At 66.2% G+C, this 16,950-nt stretch carries 15 protein-coding genes and 1 other RNA gene; 10 read left to right on the forward strand and 6 right to left on the reverse strand.

The genetic code is table 11. The annotated features are described in order from the left end of the window. Positions 1 to 10: 10 nt before the first annotated feature. Entirely contained in the window at positions 11 to 1,189 is a 1,179-nt protein-coding gene (locus A5740_RS01380; protein WP_076190864.1) for an acyl-CoA dehydrogenase family protein, read from the reverse strand. A gap of 475 nt (positions 1,190 to 1,664) precedes the next feature. Here A5740_RS01380 and A5740_RS01385 point away from each other — a divergent pair, with 475 nt between their 5' ends. Beyond that, positions 1,665 to 2,642, forward strand: coding sequence for an esterase family protein (locus A5740_RS01385; protein WP_076190866.1), 978 nt, complete (start codon positions 1,665 to 1,667; stop codon positions 2,640 to 2,642). Positions 2,643 to 2,717: 75 nt separating this feature from the next. Here the strand turns inward: A5740_RS01385 and A5740_RS01390 are convergent, their stop codons facing one another. From A5740_RS01390 to hisN, 4 genes are all read right to left on the reverse strand, one after another. Next, entirely contained in the window at positions 2,718 to 3,716 is a 999-nt protein-coding gene (locus tag A5740_RS01390) for an oxidoreductase (RefSeq protein WP_076190867.1), read from the reverse strand. A gap of 90 nt (positions 3,717 to 3,806) precedes the next feature. Then, a complete protein-coding gene (locus tag A5740_RS01395; protein WP_076190869.1) occupies positions 3,807 to 5,027 on the reverse strand; it encodes an acyl-CoA dehydrogenase family protein in 1,221 nt (406 codons plus the stop codon). A gap of 39 nt (positions 5,028 to 5,066) precedes the next feature. Next, entirely contained in the window at positions 5,067 to 6,476 is a 1,410-nt protein-coding gene (locus tag A5740_RS01400) for an acyl-CoA dehydrogenase family protein (RefSeq protein WP_076190871.1), read from the reverse strand. Between the two features lie 114 nt (positions 6,477 to 6,590). Then, complete coding sequence (gene hisN / locus A5740_RS01405) at positions 6,591 to 7,373, reverse strand: histidinol-phosphatase (RefSeq protein WP_076190873.1); 783 nt, start codon at positions 7,371 to 7,373, stop codon at positions 6,591 to 6,593. Positions 7,374 to 7,396: 23 nt separating this feature from the next. Here hisN and A5740_RS01410 point away from each other — a divergent pair, with 23 nt between their 5' ends. Further along, a complete protein-coding gene (locus A5740_RS01410) occupies positions 7,397 to 7,747 on the forward strand; it encodes a hypothetical protein (RefSeq protein ID WP_076190874.1) in 351 nt (116 codons plus the stop codon). Positions 7,748 to 7,751: 4 nt separating this feature from the next. On the opposite strand, the gene A5740_RS01415 is transcribed toward A5740_RS01410, so the two are convergent. After that, a complete protein-coding gene (locus A5740_RS01415) occupies positions 7,752 to 9,122 on the reverse strand; it encodes an FAD-dependent oxidoreductase (protein WP_076190876.1) in 1,371 nt (456 codons plus the stop codon). Positions 9,123 to 9,293: 171 nt separating this feature from the next. Here A5740_RS01415 and prfB point away from each other — a divergent pair, with 171 nt between their 5' ends. The 8 genes from prfB (at position 9,294) to ssrA (ending at position 16,862) form a co-directional block, all read left to right on the forward strand. Beyond that, entirely contained in the window at positions 9,294 to 10,412 is a 1,119-nt protein-coding gene (prfB, locus tag A5740_RS01420; RefSeq protein ID WP_076190877.1) for a peptide chain release factor 2, read from the forward strand. Continuing rightward, positions 10,399 to 11,388 (forward strand): mechanosensitive ion channel family protein, encoded by a 990-nt coding sequence (locus A5740_RS01425; RefSeq protein WP_076190879.1) that lies wholly within the window; start codon positions 10,399 to 10,401, stop codon positions 11,386 to 11,388. Before prfB ends, A5740_RS01425 begins: the two co-directional genes overlap by 14 nt. Beyond that, complete coding sequence (locus tag A5740_RS01430) at positions 11,385 to 11,903, forward strand: hypothetical protein (protein ID WP_076190880.1); 519 nt, start codon at positions 11,385 to 11,387, stop codon at positions 11,901 to 11,903. The genes A5740_RS01425 and A5740_RS01430 overlap by 4 nt, the downstream gene beginning before the upstream one ends. A gap of 45 nt (positions 11,904 to 11,948) precedes the next feature. Then, positions 11,949 to 12,638 carry a cell division ATP-binding protein FtsE gene (ftsE, locus tag A5740_RS01435; protein ID WP_076190882.1) on the forward strand — a complete coding sequence of 230 codons (690 nt, stop codon included), beginning with the start codon at positions 11,949 to 11,951 and terminating at the stop codon, positions 12,636 to 12,638. Next, on the forward strand, positions 12,639 to 13,535 hold the full coding sequence (ftsX, locus tag A5740_RS01440; protein ID WP_067769328.1) for a permease-like cell division protein FtsX: 897 nt from the start codon (positions 12,639 to 12,641) through the stop codon (positions 13,533 to 13,535). Positions 13,536 to 13,545: 10 nt separating this feature from the next. Then, positions 13,546 to 14,034, forward strand: coding sequence for an SsrA-binding protein SmpB (gene smpB / locus A5740_RS01445; protein ID WP_076190883.1), 489 nt, complete (start codon positions 13,546 to 13,548; stop codon positions 14,032 to 14,034). Positions 14,035 to 14,141: 107 nt separating this feature from the next. Then, entirely contained in the window at positions 14,142 to 16,445 is a 2,304-nt protein-coding gene (locus A5740_RS01450; RefSeq protein WP_076190885.1) for a bifunctional diguanylate cyclase/phosphodiesterase, read from the forward strand. A gap of 48 nt (positions 16,446 to 16,493) precedes the next feature. Further along, positions 16,494 to 16,862: a transfer-messenger RNA gene (gene ssrA, locus A5740_RS01455) on the forward strand. Positions 16,863 to 16,950: the final 88 nt, after the last annotated feature.

Consider the following 16,950-nt stretch of genomic DNA (forward strand, 5'->3'; position numbering starts at 1 on the left):
ATCGACTGCCTCAGATCATCGACGTGCGAGGAATCTTCATGCCCAACGCGAGCGCGCCGGCGAGCTCGCGGCTGGTGTCGTAGTCGAACACCACATGCCCCGAGAGCACGTCGACGTCGCGCTTGAAGCGCTGCAACGGGTTGGACAGAAAGTGGATGCTGGCGCCGCCGGCGCCCATCAACGCCGAGATCACCGATCGTGATTCGCTGACGATGTGCGCCGCGGCCAGCCGGGCCTGCGCCCGTACCGGTTTCTCCACCGAATCACCGGCCGCCACGATGCCTTCGATCTCACCGACGGTATCGGCCAGCAGGGCGCGCACGGCGCGCATCCGCACCTGTGCCTCGGCCAGGTGTGCCTGGGCGATCGGTTTGTCCTTCTGCATGACGCCTTCGTAGGGCAGGACGCGTTCACCGAGGCGCTCGGCGTAGATCTCGATCACCCGCTCGGCGCTGCCCAGCGCCGGCATCGCCGCGAGTAACGCCAGTGCGGGCACCATCGGCCAGCGGTACGCGGTGCTCTCCAATCCGGAACCGTGCAATCCGGCGCCCGGAGCGGTTCCGGAGTAGATGTCGAGGACCTTGACCAGTCGGTGTTCGGGGACGAAGACGTCGGAGGCGATGGCGTCGTTCGATCCGGTGGCGCGCATGCCGTCGGTGTGCCACACGTCGGCGACAGACACGTCACCGATCGGCAGCAACGCCAGCGCCGGGTACAGCGCATCGTCGGGACCGCACAGGGCCGCCACGATGATCCAATTCCCGTGCATGACGCCGGTGGCCCACGACCACCGGCCGGTCAGCCGGATGCCGCCCTCGACGGGCAGACCCCGTCCGGTCGGGGCCAGGGGAGCCGGGGCCAGGAAGGGGCGATCGGCGAAGGCCTCCTGCTGGGCCTGTTCGCCGAACAGCGCCAGCATCCAGTTGTGTAACGCCAGAAAGCCGATGGTCCAGGCGCTCGACGTGCAACCGTGCGCCATCTGCCGCACCGGATCCAGGATCGCCGGGAATGCCGCCTGGCGTCCGCCGAATCGGGCCGGCACCAGCAGTTCGGTGAATCCGGAGTCGACGAGATCGGTGACGGTCGCGTCCGGAAGGCGGCGTAACTCTTCGGCCTCGGCGGCACGGTCGGCGAGGCGTGCGACGAATTCCGGGGTGATCACGCAGTCGGCGATGGGCGGCAAAGGCATGGCCGGAAAGTTACCATACTTTTTTGTATGGTCTGTGGCGGTGAAGCGCACCGTCGACGGTGCCCGGCATTTTGAGAACTGGTTGACGACGATCGGATAACCGTCCGGACACCGGTTGTGAACGGATAGGTATCGACGGTCCTCGGTGGCCGTCGGCGCCGGCGGGCCTATTCGAGTGTTTTCCGAGGTAGGCGCGGTGCTCGCGGGTTGGAAATAAAGACGAATTCACTTTTCGAAAGCGGCAGATCCGCAGCTCGCCGACGCGCGGCGAGTTTTCCCCTGTCGCAGCACCGTGATTTACTCAAGGCGCAACAACTGAATTCTTCGGTCCGCTCCGCTTGCGCCTTCTACAGGCGTCCGGCGACGGAGAGCGGGCGCGACAGCGCAGCGGATCATAGCTGCGGTGTCGCTTGGCGACACTCATCGCTGATCGCGCGCAGCGCGTAATTGACCGGAAGACGGATGGATTCGCAGTATGACCTTCATTGACAAGATTCGTGGCCATTGGGCCCGCCGGATGACGGTGGCGGCCATGGCGGCACTTCTGCTGCCTGGCTTGATCGGCGTCGTCGGCGGATCGGCGACCGCGGGAGCCTTCTCCCGGCCAGGTCTGCCTGTCGAGTACCTGATGGTCCCGTCGCCGTCGATGGGCCGCGACATCAAGATTCAGTTCCAGAGCGGTGGCCCGGGTTCGCACGCGGTCTACCTGCTCGACGGCCTGCGTGCTCAGGACGACTTCAACGGCTGGGACATCAACACCAACGCGTTCGAGATGTTCCTCGACAGCGGCCTGTCGGTGGTCATGCCCGTCGGTGGCCAGTCCAGCTTCTACAGCGACTGGTACTCCCCGGCATGTGGCAAGGCCGGTTGCGTCACCTACAAGTGGGAGACGTTCCTGACCAGCGAGCTGCCGCAGTGGCTGGCCGCCAACCGCGACGTCGCAGCCAACGGCAACGCCGCGATCGGTCTGTCGATGGCCGGCTCGGCCGCGCTGATCCTGGCGACCTACCACCCGGACCGGTTCATCTACGCCGGCTCGATGTCGGGCTTCCTGAACCCCTCCGAGGGCTGGTGGCCGTTCTTGATCAACATCTCCATGGGCGACGCCGGTGGCTACAAGGCCAACGACATGTGGGGTCCGACGGAGGATCCGAACAGTGCCTGGAAGCGCAACGACCCGATGGTGCAGATCCCGACGCTGGTGGGCAACAACACCCGCCTGTGGATCTACTGCGGTAACGGCAAGCCGAACGAGCTCGGCGGCGGCGATCTGCCGGCCACCTTCCTGGAGGGGCTGACCATCCGCACCAACGAGACGTTCCGCGACAACTACATCGCGGCCGGCGGTAACAACGCGGTGTTCAACTTCCCGGACAACGGCACGCACAACTGGGCCTACTGGGCTCGCGAACTGCAGGCCATGGTTCCCGACCTGCAGCGGGTGCTCGGCTAACCAGCCTCCGCGAACACACAAAATTGCCCCAGATCTTCGGATCTGGGGCAATTTTGTGCCTGTTGGGCGACGAGCCTAGAACCCGCCGGCGACCTTCACCACCGCGCGCCCGGCATGCCGGCCCGCCCGCACTTCGTCGATCACACCGACGACATCTCTGACGTCGACCTCGGTCGTGACATCGGCGAGGTGACGCGGTTTGAGCTGCTCACCCAGCTGGCGCCAGACTTCTCGCCGCGGTCCGATCGGCATCTGCACCGAGTCGATGCCGACCAGCGACACTCCGCGCAGGATGAACGGCATCACGGTGGTGTTCAGCGCCGCACCGCCGGTGAGCCCGCTGGCGGCGACCACGCCGCCGTACTCCAGAGTGCTGAGCACATCGGCCAGGGTCGCCCCGCCGACACAGTCCACCGCGGCTGCCCACTTGGATCTGCCCAGGGGCCGCGGTTTGGCATCGGCGTCGGCCGGCAGGCGGCCGATCACCTCGGCGGCGCCCAGCGCGCGTAGCTGGTCGGCCCGATCAGCCTTTCCGGTGGAGGCCACCACGTGATAGCCGGCGCCGGCGAGGAGATCGACGCTCACCGTTCCTACTCCGCCGGTCGCGCCGGTGACCACGATGGGACCGTGCGGCGGGCGGATTCCGCGGCTGACAAGAGTCAGTACGCTCAACGCCGCGGTGAAGCCGGCCGTGCCGATCGCCGCGCCCTCGCGCGGGGTCAGCGGTCCGAGCGCCACCACCTGATCGGCGGGCAATCGGGCGTACTCGGCGTAGCCGCCGTGATGTCCGGTGCCGATCTGATAGCCGTGGGCCAGCACGAGATCGCCCGGGGTGAAGTCCGGGGAATCCGAGCTGACCACTTCACCGGTGAGGTCGATGCCCGGGACGATCGGATAGTCGCGCACCACACCGCCTTTGGCGGTCAGGGCCAGCGCATCCTTGAAGTTGACGCTGGAATAGTGCACCCGGATGGTGACCTCACCGGCCGGCAGATCTGATGCCTGCAGTGTTTCGACCGCCGCGGCGATCCGGTCCCCGTCTTGCCGCGCGATGAGCGCCTGAAACGTGTCCATGACGCTCACCTTATTGGCCGAGCAGACGCAAAGACCCCCGAAATGTGCCGATTTCGGGGGTCTTTGCGTCTGCTCGCGCAGAAGAGGGGACTACTTCAGCTCGGCCGAGGACAGGCCAAGCAGGCGGCGGGCCACCACCAACTGCTGGATCTGCTGCGTGCCCTCGAAGATGTCGAGGATCTTCGAGTCGCGGGCCCACTTCTCCAGCAGGGTCTGCTCGGAATATCCGGTGGTACCGGCCATTTCGACGGCCTTGAGCGTGATGTCGCTGGCCACCCGGGCGGCCTTGGCCTTACCCATCGAGGCTTCCTTGGAGTTCGGAATGCTGTTGTCGGCCTGCCATGCCGACCGCACCGTCAACAGATATCCGGCCTCCCAGTCAGCCTCCATGCGCAGGAACTCCGCCGCGGCGGCGCTCTGGGCATGCGCGGGCTTGTCGTAGGAGATCTCGATACCGGCGTCGGTGAGGATGGCGCGCAGATCCTCCAGGGCGGCGCGGGCGATACCGACGGCCATGGCCGCCACGATCGGCCGGGTGTTGTCGAAGGTCTCCATGACCCCGGCAAAACCCTTTTCCACGTGGATCTCCGGGTCACCCAGGAGGTTGTCCTTGGGGATGCGGGCGTTCTCGAAGCGGATCACCGCGGTGTCGGATGCCTTGATGCCGAGCTTGTGCTCCAGGCGCTCGACGGTGACGCCGGGATGCTCGCGGGGCACGATGAACGACTTGATCGCCGCGCGGCCCAACGACTTGTCCAACGTCGCCCACACCACGATGTGAGTGGCGCGGGAACCGGCGGTGACGAAGATCTTCTCGCCGTTGATCACGTACTCGTCGCCGTCGAGCACCGCGGTGGTGGTGACGGCCGCGGAGTCCGAGCCGAAGCCGGGCTCGGTGATGGCCATCGCGGCCCACACGTCCTTGCCCAGGCGCTCGAGCTGTTCGGGCGTGGCCACCGACGAGATGGCGGCGTTGCCCAGGCCCTGACGCGGCACCGAGAGCAGCAGGGCGACATCGCCCCAGCTGATCTCCAGTGCGTTGAGGAGCGCGGACATGTTGGCGCCGTTGACGGTGACCTTTTCGCCCTTGGTGTTGGCGTCGTCGCGGAACGCCTCGGCGCCCGCGAACGAGATGGTCTTGGCGCTCGAGATGCCTTCGAAGAGCGTGGCCAGGGTGTCCAGTTCGACGGGGTAGGCGTGCTCGGCGAGGTCGTACTTGCGGGAGATGGGCCGGAGCATCTCGGCGGCGCCCTGGTGGCCCTTCTCGATGACCGCCTGGAGCTTGCGGGGCATTTCCAGATTGATTGCCATGATTGGTCTTTCGGTTCAGATATCGGGAATGGCTGCTGGCTAGATAACCACGACGCCCTCGGCGACGCCGATGGCCCGCAGGTCGCGGTACCAGCGCTCGACCGGGTGTTCCTTGGTGTAACCGTGGCCGCCCAGCAGCTGCACGCCGTCCAGGCCGATCTGCATGCCCTTGTCGGTGCCGAGCTTGCGGGCCAGTGCCGCCTCGCGGGCGAACGGCAGACCCTGCTCGGCGCGCGCGGCGCCACGCCAGGTGATCAGCCGCAGGCCGTCGAGTTCGATGGCGATGTTGGCGGTCATGAACGCCACCGACTGGCGGTGCGCGATCGGCTCGCCGAAGGCGGTGCGCTCCTTGATGTAGGGGATGACGTAGTCGAGCACCGCGTGCGAGGTGCCGACGGCCAGCGCGGCCCAGCCCAGCCGGGACAGCGCGATTGCCTCGCTGTAATTCTCAGCGGAGGCCTCGGCTGTGATCTCTTCGCCACCGAGGCGGTTGCTTAGCGGCACTGCCACGTTGTCGAGCTCGACCTGGCCGAGGGCGGCCGCGCGGATGCCCATGCTCGGATCGGCCTTGACCGTGAGCCCCGGTGAGGAGGCCTCGACGATGAACAACGCCGGCTTGCCGTTCAATTGCGCTGCCACGATGAACAATTCGGCCTCAGCGGCGGCCGGCACCAACGACTTGACGCCGGACAGGCGGTAGCCGCTGGGGGTGCGGACCGCGGTGGTCTTGAGTGCGGTCGGGTCGAACAGGGCGTGCGGTTCGGCGATGGCCACGCACGCCTGTGGCACGTTCTCACCGGCGAATTCCTTGAGGTAGGTGGCCTGCTGATCGGCGCTGCCCCAGTGGGTCAGGGCCGACGCGACGCCGCCGGGGGCCAGGATCGGCAGGGCCAGGCCCATGTCGCCGTAGGCCAGTGCCTCGGCGACCAGCGCATTGGTCACCGTGCTGCGGTGCTCGGCGATACCGTCGAAGTCCTCGGGCACGTTGACCGCGGTGATGCCCAACTCGGCGGCCTTGTCGATGAGATCGGCGGGATAGGCGGCGGCCTCGTCGGCGTCGTGGGCGGCCGGACGCAGGATCTCCTCGGCGAACTCCTTGACCGTCTCGACGATCATCTGCTGGTCGTCGTCGGGGGTCAGATCGAAGTAGTCCGACCCGCTGGCCTTGAGCCGGGTGGGCGCCTTGCCGAGGCCCTGGATCCGCTGGAACTGCCGGGTGGCCGCCCCTGCGGTCGAAAACACCTGCTTCACACCGTATTTCAGGCCGCGGTTGAGCGGGTCACGCAGGCCGTAGCGGTCCAGGAACTCCTGGCCGACGATGGGAGTGATCAGCGCCAACCCGATGTCGGTCGCGGTCCGCTTGTGCTTGTGCAGGCCGACCGCGCTTTGCCGGCCGGGGTGTGAGGGACGGGGAGTGGTGCCGTTCTTGGACGGCAGGGTGTTGGTCATTGGCTGCCTCTGTTGGTCGTGGCGACTGGTCGTGGCGACGCATCTGACCGTATCTTACTCCGGAGTAAGGTATGGCATCTGTTACCAACCTCACACCCCGCGGGGGGTGCCGGCTCAGCCGGCAGAAAGCCTGGTCAGCACCGCTTCGTGCAGCAATCCATTGGTGGCCAGCGCGCTGCCGCCGTGCGGGCCGGGCGAGCCGTCGACGCCGGTGAACGTGCCGCCGGCCTCGCGGATCAGGATGTCCAGTGGAGCGATGTCCCAGAGCTTCACCTCGGGCTCGCAGGCGATGTCGACCGCACCCTCGGCGACCATGCAGTACGACCAGAAGTCGCCGTAGGCGCGCACGCGCCACACCTCGTCGGTCAGTGCGACGAAGCTCGCCCTGCGATCCTCCCATCCGGTGGTGAGGTCCGAGTAGGACAGGCTGGCCGAGGCCAGATCGCCGACGCCGGACACCGAGAGTTTGCGGGTTGCCCCGGCGAACGAGCCGAATGCGCCCTGACCTTGGCCGGCCCACCAGCGTCGCGCCAGCGCCGGCGCACTGACGACCCCGATCACCGGCACGCCGTCGGCGAGCAAGGCGATCAACGTGCACCACACCGGGACGCCGCGGACGAAGTTCTTGGTCCCGTCGATCGGATCGATGACCCATTGACGTCCGGTCAAAGTCGTTGTGCCGCCGAACTCTTCGCCGAACACCGTGTCATCCGGGCGGGCCGCGGCCAGCGAGGCGCGCAGTGCTTCCTCAGCCCCCCGGTCAGCATCGGTGACCGGGGTCAGGTCAGGTTTGGTCTCGATGTGCAGATCGAGGGCGCCGAAGCGGTCCATGGTCAACGCGTCGGCCTGATCGGCCAATTCGAGGGCCAGGGTGAGGTCATCTGCGATGGTGCTCATGCCGAAAGTCCTACCATGGCCTGGTGTGGGAATTCGGCATACTCCTCCTGCTCGTGGGAGCAATCGTGCTGCTGCTGGCGCCACGGATCATGCGGCGCCGGGGGATTCGCGGCGAACTGGCGCACGGCACTTTGCTGGTGACGGGGGTGAGTCCGCGTCCGGATGCGACGGGGGAGCAGTTCGTCACCATCACCGGCGTCATCACCGGCCCGACGGTCAGCGAGCACGTCGTCTATCAGCGGATGGCCGTCGACGTCGAGAGCTGGCCGACCATGGGAGCGCTCATCCCGGTGGTCTATTCGCCGGGTAACCCGGACAAGTGGGCGTTCGCCCCGCCGGAACCGCCGCCGATGCCGGAATCGCCCACGGTCTGACCGCTCAGGCGTGCCCCACGCGGAGCAACTCCGCCACACTCGCCAACTTCACCCGGGGCCGGCCGGTCGGCTCGCCGGCCGCGCGCTCATGGGCGTCGATCAACTTCCAGTGCTCGCCGGTGACGAGCTTGGGTTGCTGCGCCAGCAGCCATTCGGCCAGTTCCTCGCCGTAGTCAGGGCCCCGATCGTCGACCCCACCGGTCTGTAGATCCTCGAGCAGCGTGTCGACGGTGTCCTGCGAATCCTTCTTGTTGCTGCCGATGACGCCCGAGGGGCCCCGTTTGATCCAGCCCACCACGTATTCGTTGCGGCTGCCGTCGATGCGGCCGTCGGTGTGCGGAATGGTGCCCGAGCGTTCGTCGAACGGCAGCCCGGGGGTGGCCACCCCGCGGTATCCGACCGCCCGCACCACCAACTGGGCAGGCAACTCCTCGCGCTGACCGGTGTCCTTGGCCACCACGCGACCATCGGCATCGCGGACAAGTTCGTTGCGCCCCAGCACAATCGACTCCACCCGATCTTCGCCGTGTAGCTCGATCGGGGAGGTGCAGAAGCGGAACACGATGCGCCGCTTGGCTTCTCGCGGGGGTTGATCGATGTATTTGCGTAACACCTTGATGTTCTGTTTGACGGTCTTGCCGGCAGCTTCCAGATCGTCGTCGGTGATATCGGCGAAATCAGCCGGGTCGAGGATGACGTCGACATCGGCCATCGCTTCCAGATCAGCGAGCTCACGCAGCTCCAGCGTGGTGAATGTGGCCTGCAGCGGACCCCGGCGGCCGATCACCACCACCTCTTCCACCCCGCGGGTGTCCAGTGAGGTCAGTGCGTGGTCGGCGATGTCGGTGTTGGCCAGCGCCTCGGGATCACTGACCAGGATGCGCGCCACGTCGAGGGCCACGTTGCCGTTGCCCACCACCACCGCGCGCCCCCCGGACAGGTTCGGCGCCATGCCGTCGAAATGGGGATGGGCGTTGTACCAGCCGACGAAATCCACCGCCGCCACGCTGCCCGGCAACTCTTCCCCGGGGATGCGCAGCGATCGGTCGGATTGCGCACCGATGGCGTAGATCACGGAGTCGTAGCGCTGCGCCAGTTCGGCCGGACTGACGTGTTCACCGATTTTGATGTTGCCGAAGAACCGGAACCGCGGATCGGCCGCGGTCTTGTCGAACTGGGCGCTGATCGACTTGATCTTCGGATGGTCGGGCGCGACACCGGAGCGCACCAACCCCCAGGGGGTCGGCAACATCTCGAGCATGTCGACGCGTACATCACGCGTGGAGTCGGGCGGATCGGCGAACTTCAGTAGCGATGCGGCAGCAAAGAATCCAGAGGGGCCAGAACCGACGATCGCTACGTGATATGGGCGCATACGGTGCCTTCTTACGAGCCTGAAAAGCCGTTACAGACCCGTCTCGCCGTGCACAAAGGGCTGCCGTGCACGGTTCGGCCGGGTACCACCCGATGCTAAACACACTTCGGCGGCGCTGCCGAGAGTCGGGAAGAACTGTTGCGGAAATGCAGGCAGGTACCCTGGACATCCGTGGATCCAGACCGCCAAGCCGCCGTAGCCGCACTCGACACCACCCTGACGACCGTGGAGCGGGTGCTCGACATCGATGGGCTGCGCCAGCGGATCGACATGCTCGAGCAGCAGGCCTCCGATCCGAAGCTCTGGGACGACCAGTCGCGGGCGCAGAAAGTCACCAGTGAGCTCTCGCATGCGCAGAACGAACTGCGCCGCGTGCAGGAGCTCCGTCAGCGGGTGGAGGACCTGCCGGTGCTGTTCGAGCTCGCCTCCGAAGAAGACGGGGCCGAGGGGTCCGAAGTTTTCGCCGAGGCCGACGCCGAACTGGCCAAGCTGCGCGAGGACATCGAGGCCCTGGAGGTCCGGACGCTGCTCTCGGGTGAGTACGACGAGCGTGAGGCCGTCGTGACCATCCGGTCCGGCGCCGGTGGCGTCGACGCCGCGGACTGGGCCGAGATGCTGATGCGGATGTACATCCGGTGGGCCGAGAAGCACGACTATCCGGTCGAGGTGTTCGACACCTCCTACGCCGAGGAAGCCGGCATCAAGAGCGCGACGTTCGCCGTGCACGCCCCGTTCGCCTACGGCACGCTCTCGGTGGAGCAGGGCACGCACCGGTTGGTGCGCATCAGCCCGTTCGACAACCAGAGCCGCCGTCAGACGTCATTCGCCGACGTCGAGGTCCTTCCCGTCGTCGAAACCACCGATCACATCGAGATTCCCGAAGGGGACCTGCGCGTCGACGTGTACCGCTCCAGCGGTCCCGGCGGGCAGTCGGTGAACACCACTGACTCCGCGGTCCGGCTCACCCACATTCCGACCGGCATCGTGGTGACGTGTCAGAACGAGAAGTCTCAGCTGCAGAACAAGGTCGCGGCGATGCGCGTGCTGCAGGCCCGGTTGCTGGAACGCAAACGGTTGGAAGAGCGTGCCGAGATGGACGCGCTCAAGGGAGACGGTGGTAGCTCGTGGGGCAACCAGATGCGGTCCTATGTTCTGCACCCGTATCAGATGGTGAAGGATCTGCGCACGGAATTCGAGGTCGGAAACCCGGCCACGGTGCTGGACGGAGACATCGACGGATTCCTGGAAGCGGGGATCAGATGGCGCAACAGAAGAGATGACGACGACTAATACGGTGCTGGCCTTCTCTCTCGCCGATCGCTGGCACAGTTTCTGGCAAGGCGAGATCGGCGTCTGGATCCTGACGACCGGGCTGCGGATCGCGCTGCTCATCATCGGCGGTCTGCTCGCGGCGCGGTTGATCAACTGGGCGGCCCAGCGGGTGGTGCGTCGCATCGACGCCGAATACCAGGAGAGCGACCAGCTGGTGCGCTCCGAGAGCGCCAAGCACCGACAGGCCGTCGCCTCGGTGATCTCCTGGGTTTCGGTGGCGGTTCTGTTCATCATCGTGCTCGTCGAGATCACCGATGCGTTGGCGGTGCCGATCGCCTCCCTGGTCGCCCCGGCCGCAGTGCTCGGTGCGGCCCTCGGTTTCGGCGCACAACGCATCGTGCAGGACCTGCTCGCCGGTTTCTTCATCATCACCGAGAAGCAGTACGGCTTCGGCGACCTGGTCCGGCTGACGATCGGCGCGAGCAACGAAGCCGAGGGCACGGTCGAGGACGTCACGCTGCGGGTCACCAAGCTGCGATCCTCCGAAGGTGAGATGTACACCGTGCCCAACGGGCAGATCGTCAAGGCCTTGAACCTGTCCAAGGACTGGGCGCGCGCGGTGGTCGACATCCCGGTGCCGGTGAGCGCCGACCTCAACCTGGTCAACGATGTGCTCAACGACGTCGCCGAGAAGGCCGCCGAAGACCGTGAACTGTCCAAGCTGCTGCTCGACAAGCCGCAGTTGATGGGAGTGGAGAGCATCGCGCTGGACACCGTGAACCTGCGGATGGTGGCGCGCACCCTGCCCGGCAAACAGTTCGATGTGGGCCGACGGCTGCGGGTGCGGGTGGTGCGGGCGCTGCGCCGTGCCGGGGTGGTGACGTCCTCGGATGCCTCGATCGCCGCGGCCGGTGACGTCATCCATCCCGTTGCGGTCGCGGAAACGCAGGCGGCCGCCACGCCACCGGCCCCGGCGCAGGAGCCCAAGAAGTGAAAATCGACGTTCAGCGGGTGACCGACGCGGTCACCAAACTGTGGCGCAGCCGGCTGGGGCGGGTTCGCACCTCGACGGTGGTGCTGATCGTGGTGTTCATCGCCCTGTCCTGGGTGCAGCAGGAGTACCGCCCGGCACAGACCGCTCCACAAGCGCCGGGAAACCAGGTGGTCCCGCCCGGGTTCGTGCCGGACCCGGAGTACACCTGGGTGCCGCGGACCAAGGTGCAGCCGCCGCGCACCACGACGCCGACCGAGACGCCGGAGACGACCGAGACCACCACCCCGACGACCACGACGCCGACCGAGACGTCGGAGACGACCGAGACCACGTCACCGACAAGTCCCACGACGACGACGCCGCCGGAAGCGCCACGGACGACGGTGTTCGATCCGGACGGCCCGGGACTGCTGCCACCCATCACGTTGCCGGGGGGGCCGGGGCCTGCGCCGGCCCCGCCGGCGCAGCAGCCGCTACCGGGCCAGGAACCGGTGGCACCGACATTGCCGCGATAGCGTGACCTGCCGAATGCTTTCGCCCCGCTACACTGGCGTGCCGTGATGATCACCCTCGACCACGTGACGAAGCACTACAAGTCTTCGGCGCGCCCCGCGCTCGACGACGTCTCGTTGAAAATCGACAAGGGTGAGTTCGTCTTCCTGATCGGCCCCTCGGGTTCGGGCAAGTCCACGTTCATGCGGCTGCTGCTGGCCGCCGAAACGCCGACGGCCGGCGACATCCGGGTGTCCAAGTTCCACGTGAACAAGCTCGCCGGCCGCCATGTCCCCAGCCTGCGTCAGGTCATCGGCTGCGTCTTCCAGGACTTCCGGCTGCTGCAGCAGAAGACGGTGTTCGAGAACGTGGCGTTCGCTCTTGAGGTGATCGGCAAACGCGGCGAGGTGATCAACCGCGTGGTTCCGGATGTGCTGGAGATGGTCGGGCTGTCCGGCAAGGCCAACCGGCTGCCGAGCGAACTTTCCGGCGGCGAGCAGCAGCGCGTCGCCATCGCCCGGGCGTTCGTGAACCGGCCGCTGGTCCTGATCGCCGACGAGCCCACCGGAAACCTGGATCCCGAAACCAGCAAGGACATCATGGATCTGCTGGAACGGATTAACCGCACCGGGACCACGGTGCTGATGGCCACCCACGACCATCACATCGTCGACTCGATGCGTCAGCGGGTCGTCGAACTCGAACTCGGCCGGCTGATCCGTGATGAGCAGCGCGGCGTCTACGGAATGGATCGCTAAGTGCGCTTCGGCTTTCTTGTCAATGAAGTTCTGACCGGGCTTCGCCGCAATGTCACGATGACGGTGGCGATGATCCTGACCACCGCGATCTCGATCGGGTTGTTCGGTGGCGGTCTGCTGGTGGTCCGGTTGGCCGATCAGTCCCGCGACATCTATCTGGACCGCGTCGAGAGCCAGGTGTTCCTCACCGACGACATCTCGGCCAACGATCCGACGTGTGACGGCGATGCCTGCAAGGCGCTGTACCGCAAGATCGACGACCGTGATGACGTCCGGTCGCTGCGCTTCCTGAACCGCGAGCAGGCCTACGACGACGCGATCAAGAAATTCCCGCAGTACAAGGATGTGGCGGGTAAGGACGCGTTCCCGGCGTCGTTCATCGTCAAGCTCAACGACCCGGAGCAGCACGAGGCGTTCGACAAGGCGATGATCGGGCAACCGGGCGTACTCAACGTGCTCAATCAGAAGGATCTGATCGACCGGTTGTTCGCCGTGCTCGACGGCCTGTCCAGCGTCGCGTTCGCGGTGGCGTTGGTGCAGGCGATCGGCGCGGTGCTGTTGATCGCCAACATGGTTCAAGTGGCCGCGTACACGCGGCGCACAGAAATCGGCATCATGCGTCTGGTTGGTGCGACCCGCTGGTACACCCAGCTGCCGTTCCTCGTCGAGGCGATGATCGCCGCGCTGATCGGTGTGGTGATCGCGATCGTCGGACTGATCGTGGTGCGCGCGGTGTTCCTGGACAAAGCGCTCGACCAGTTCTATCAATCGAACCTGATCGCCCGGGTGGACTATGCGGACGTGCTCTACTTCAGTGCGCCGTGGATGTTGTTCCTCGGCTTGGCAATGTCCGGTATCACCGCGTACGTGACACTGCGGCTCTACATACGAAGGTAGTTGTGAGCTAGTGGCGACCAAGAAGTCCAGCCCCGCCGGCAACAAGCAGATCGTGGCCAGCAACCGCAAGGCGCGGCACAACTACACCATTCTCGACACCTATGAGGCCGGCGTCGCACTGATGGGCACCGAGGTCAAGAGCCTGCGGGAAGGCCAGGCCTCACTGGCCGACGCGTTCGCCACCGTCGACGACGGTGAGATCTGGCTGCGCAACGTGCACATCGCCGAGTATCACCACGGCACGTGGACAAACCACGCCCCGCGACGCAACCGCAAGCTGCTGTTGCACCGCCGCGAGATCGACAATCTCATCGGCAAGATCCGCGACGGCAACCTGACCCTGGTGCCGCTGTCGATGTACTTCTCCGACGGCAAGGTCAAGGTGGAGCTGGCGCTGGCCCGGGGTAAACAGGCCCACGACAAACGCCAGGACATGGCCAAGCGGGACGCCGACCGGGAGATCACGCGAGAACTGGGCCGCCGCGCCAAGGGCATGTGAGGCCGACCCCGCGGTTCTGCTGAAATAGCCGCGGCGGGTTAGCTACCGTCGTTCGGGGCTATACCCGGGAGACGGTTTGGTCGTATGGGCGCACAGGGAGGTGGCGGGTGGCACCACACCTGCCAACGTGGCGTCTGGTACTCGCGGCCGGAGTCCTGGTCGCGGCCGGGATCAATGCCTTGGTGCTGTGGGGACCGGAGATGGCGTACCGCGGTGAAGCGGTACTGCAGCTGAGCACCGGGCTCGGGGCGGCGGTCTGCGGTGTGGTCGTCGCGGCACGGATGTCGGGCGCGGCCCGCTGGTGGCGACTGCTCTACGTCGCCGCGCTGCTGACCTGGCTGGCCGGCCAGGTTCTGTGGTGGACCCATGGTGAGGGGCCGGCACCCTTCACGATGAAGGTCAGTTACCTGTTGCTTCCCGTGCTGGCCACCGGCTCGTTGGCGCTGCTGGTGTATTCCAGCGGTGGCCTGCCAACGCCCCGGGAAGATCCGTTACGGCGCACAGTCGGCACCAACGTGCTCGACGGGACCGTCGCCGGGGTGTCGTTTTTGATCCTGGCGGCAATGGGCGATTTCGGCACCCATTCGACCGCGTCGCTGCCGCGGTCGGGCGTTCCCACGCTCGATGTCATCTTTGCTGTCGCCGAAGTGCTGCTGGTGGCCGCGGCCGTCGTGGTGGCGATGGTCTATGAGCCCGACCGGCCCTACCGGATGAACTATCTGCTGCTGGCCGGCGGCCTCATCACGATGGCGGCCTCAGACCGGATCGTCGCTTATTTCCGGTCCGTGGGCGCCGAGGGCGGTGACCTGTGGGGCGGGATCGGATTGATCGTCGGCCCGTTGATCATCGCGTTCGCGATGCTGGAGTGGCCGCCAGGGGTCGACGAGGATGCGGACGCGGACCCCGGAATCGACTGGACCAGGCTGGTCCTGCCCTACCTCGGGTTCCTCGGCATCGCGGTGCTGTTCGCCTACCACGTCATGATCGGTCAGCCGTTGGATGCGTTCGCGGTGTGGGCGACGGTGGCGATGGTGCTCCTCGTGACCGTCCGCCAGGTGCTGGCGATGCGTTCCCAGCATCTGTTGACGCAGCAGCTCTATCGTGCGCAACGGCGCCTGGGCCACCAGGTGTTGCACGATGCCTTGACGGGTCTGCCCAACCGTCTGCTGTTCCGGGAACGACTCGATGAGGCGATGCGCCGCGGGCAGTTCGTCCTGATCTTCGTCGACCTCGACGACTTCAAGGAGGTCAACGACCGGTTCGGGCACGCGGCCGGTGACGAGTTGTTGTGCACCGTCGGGGAACGTCTCAAGCGCTGCATCTCGGATGCCGACACGCTGGCCCGGATCGGAGGCGACGAGTTCGCGGTCCTGATCGAGGGGGAGAGCGGGAACCCCGAGGTGGTGGCAGACCGGCTGCGGGTGGCGTTGCGTGATCCTTTCCCGGTGCACGGGACGTCGGTGCGGGTCAAGGCGAGCATGGGTTTGGTGCCCTCGGGGACCGGCGGTCCCGCCCAAACCTCGGACGACGTGTTGCGGCAGGCCGACATCTCGATGTACGCGGGTAAACGACTCGGCAAGAACACCGCCGTCGTCTACCAGCCGGAGTCGGATACGCAGGTCGACTTCCCGACCGTGTTGCGAGCGGCCGCAGACGCGGTCCCTGACGGTTTTCGGCTTGCCTATCAACCGGTGGTCGACCTCACCGACGGGACGCTGACTGCCGTCGAGGCGCTGGCGCGCTGGACTGCTCCCAACGGCTTGCAGATTTCGCCGGAGACGTTCGTCGCCATGGCCGAGGGCGCCGGACTAGGTGCGACGTTCGACGCCATGGTGCTGGACCTGGCGTGTCGGGAGGTGGTCGCCGCGGGCCTGGATGTCGACCTTCATGTCAACATCGGGGCGGCACGGTTGGGTAACACCGGTTTTGACGAGCAGGTACGCCGGGTCCTGGCGCGCCATCGGCTGCCGGGGCGCCGCCTCGTCGTCGAAATCACCGAAACTTCACCGATTCTCGACCTGCCCGGCGCCGCGGCGCAGATCGAACGGCTCAACGCCATCGGCGTGAAAGTTGCCCTGGATGACTTCGGCGCCGGATACAACTCACTGACGTATCTGCATGCCTTGCCGGTGCAGATCGTCAAATTGGACCGCAGCCTGGCCGTCGATGCCGAGCCCGAGCGGGATTTGACGCTGTACCGATCGGTCATCGGCCTGTGTACGGATCTGGGACTCAGCGTCATTGCCGAGGGCATCGAGTCGACCGTCCAAGCCGGCACCATCCTGGCCGCCGGCTGTCAGCTGGCGCAGGGACACCTGTTCGGACGGCCGACCACGCTGAGCGACATCTGCGTGCGGTGGGCCGATGCGCCGCGCCGCGCCGGGGAACATTCGAGCGTTGGGCGCCGTTGAAGAATCCGGTACTATCGACCGTCCTGCCGAAAGTCGGCGGGGATGCGAGGGGCTGATCGGTTTCGACTTCGCGCATCGAATCAAGGGAAGCGTGCCGGTGCAGGCAAGAGACCACCGTAAGCGTCGTTGCAACCAATTAAGCGCCGATTCCAATCAGCGCGACTACGCACTCGCTGCCTAAGCGACTGCGTGTCTGTCAGACCGGGAGCGCCCTCGGCCCGGACCCTGGCATCAGCTAGAGGGACCCACCCACGGGTTCGGTCGCGGAATCCGTGGGGACATCAAACAGCGACTGGGATCGTCATCTCGGCTTGTTCGCGTGACTGAGAGATCCGAGTAGAGGCACAGCGAACTGCGCACGGAGAAGCCTCGAGGACATGCCGTAGGACCCGGGTTCAATTCCCGGCAGCTCCACCGAGAAGAAGCAGGTCAGGGATCTGATCCCTGGCCTGTTTTCTTTTGTCGATGTCGCGTCGGCGCACGTCACCCGAGATGGGGCAACGCC

Origin of the sequence: Mycobacterium sp. GA-1841 (genome assembly GCF_001954135.1) — a bacterium.
GTDB lineage: Bacteria > Actinomycetota > Actinomycetes > Mycobacteriales > Mycobacteriaceae > Mycobacterium.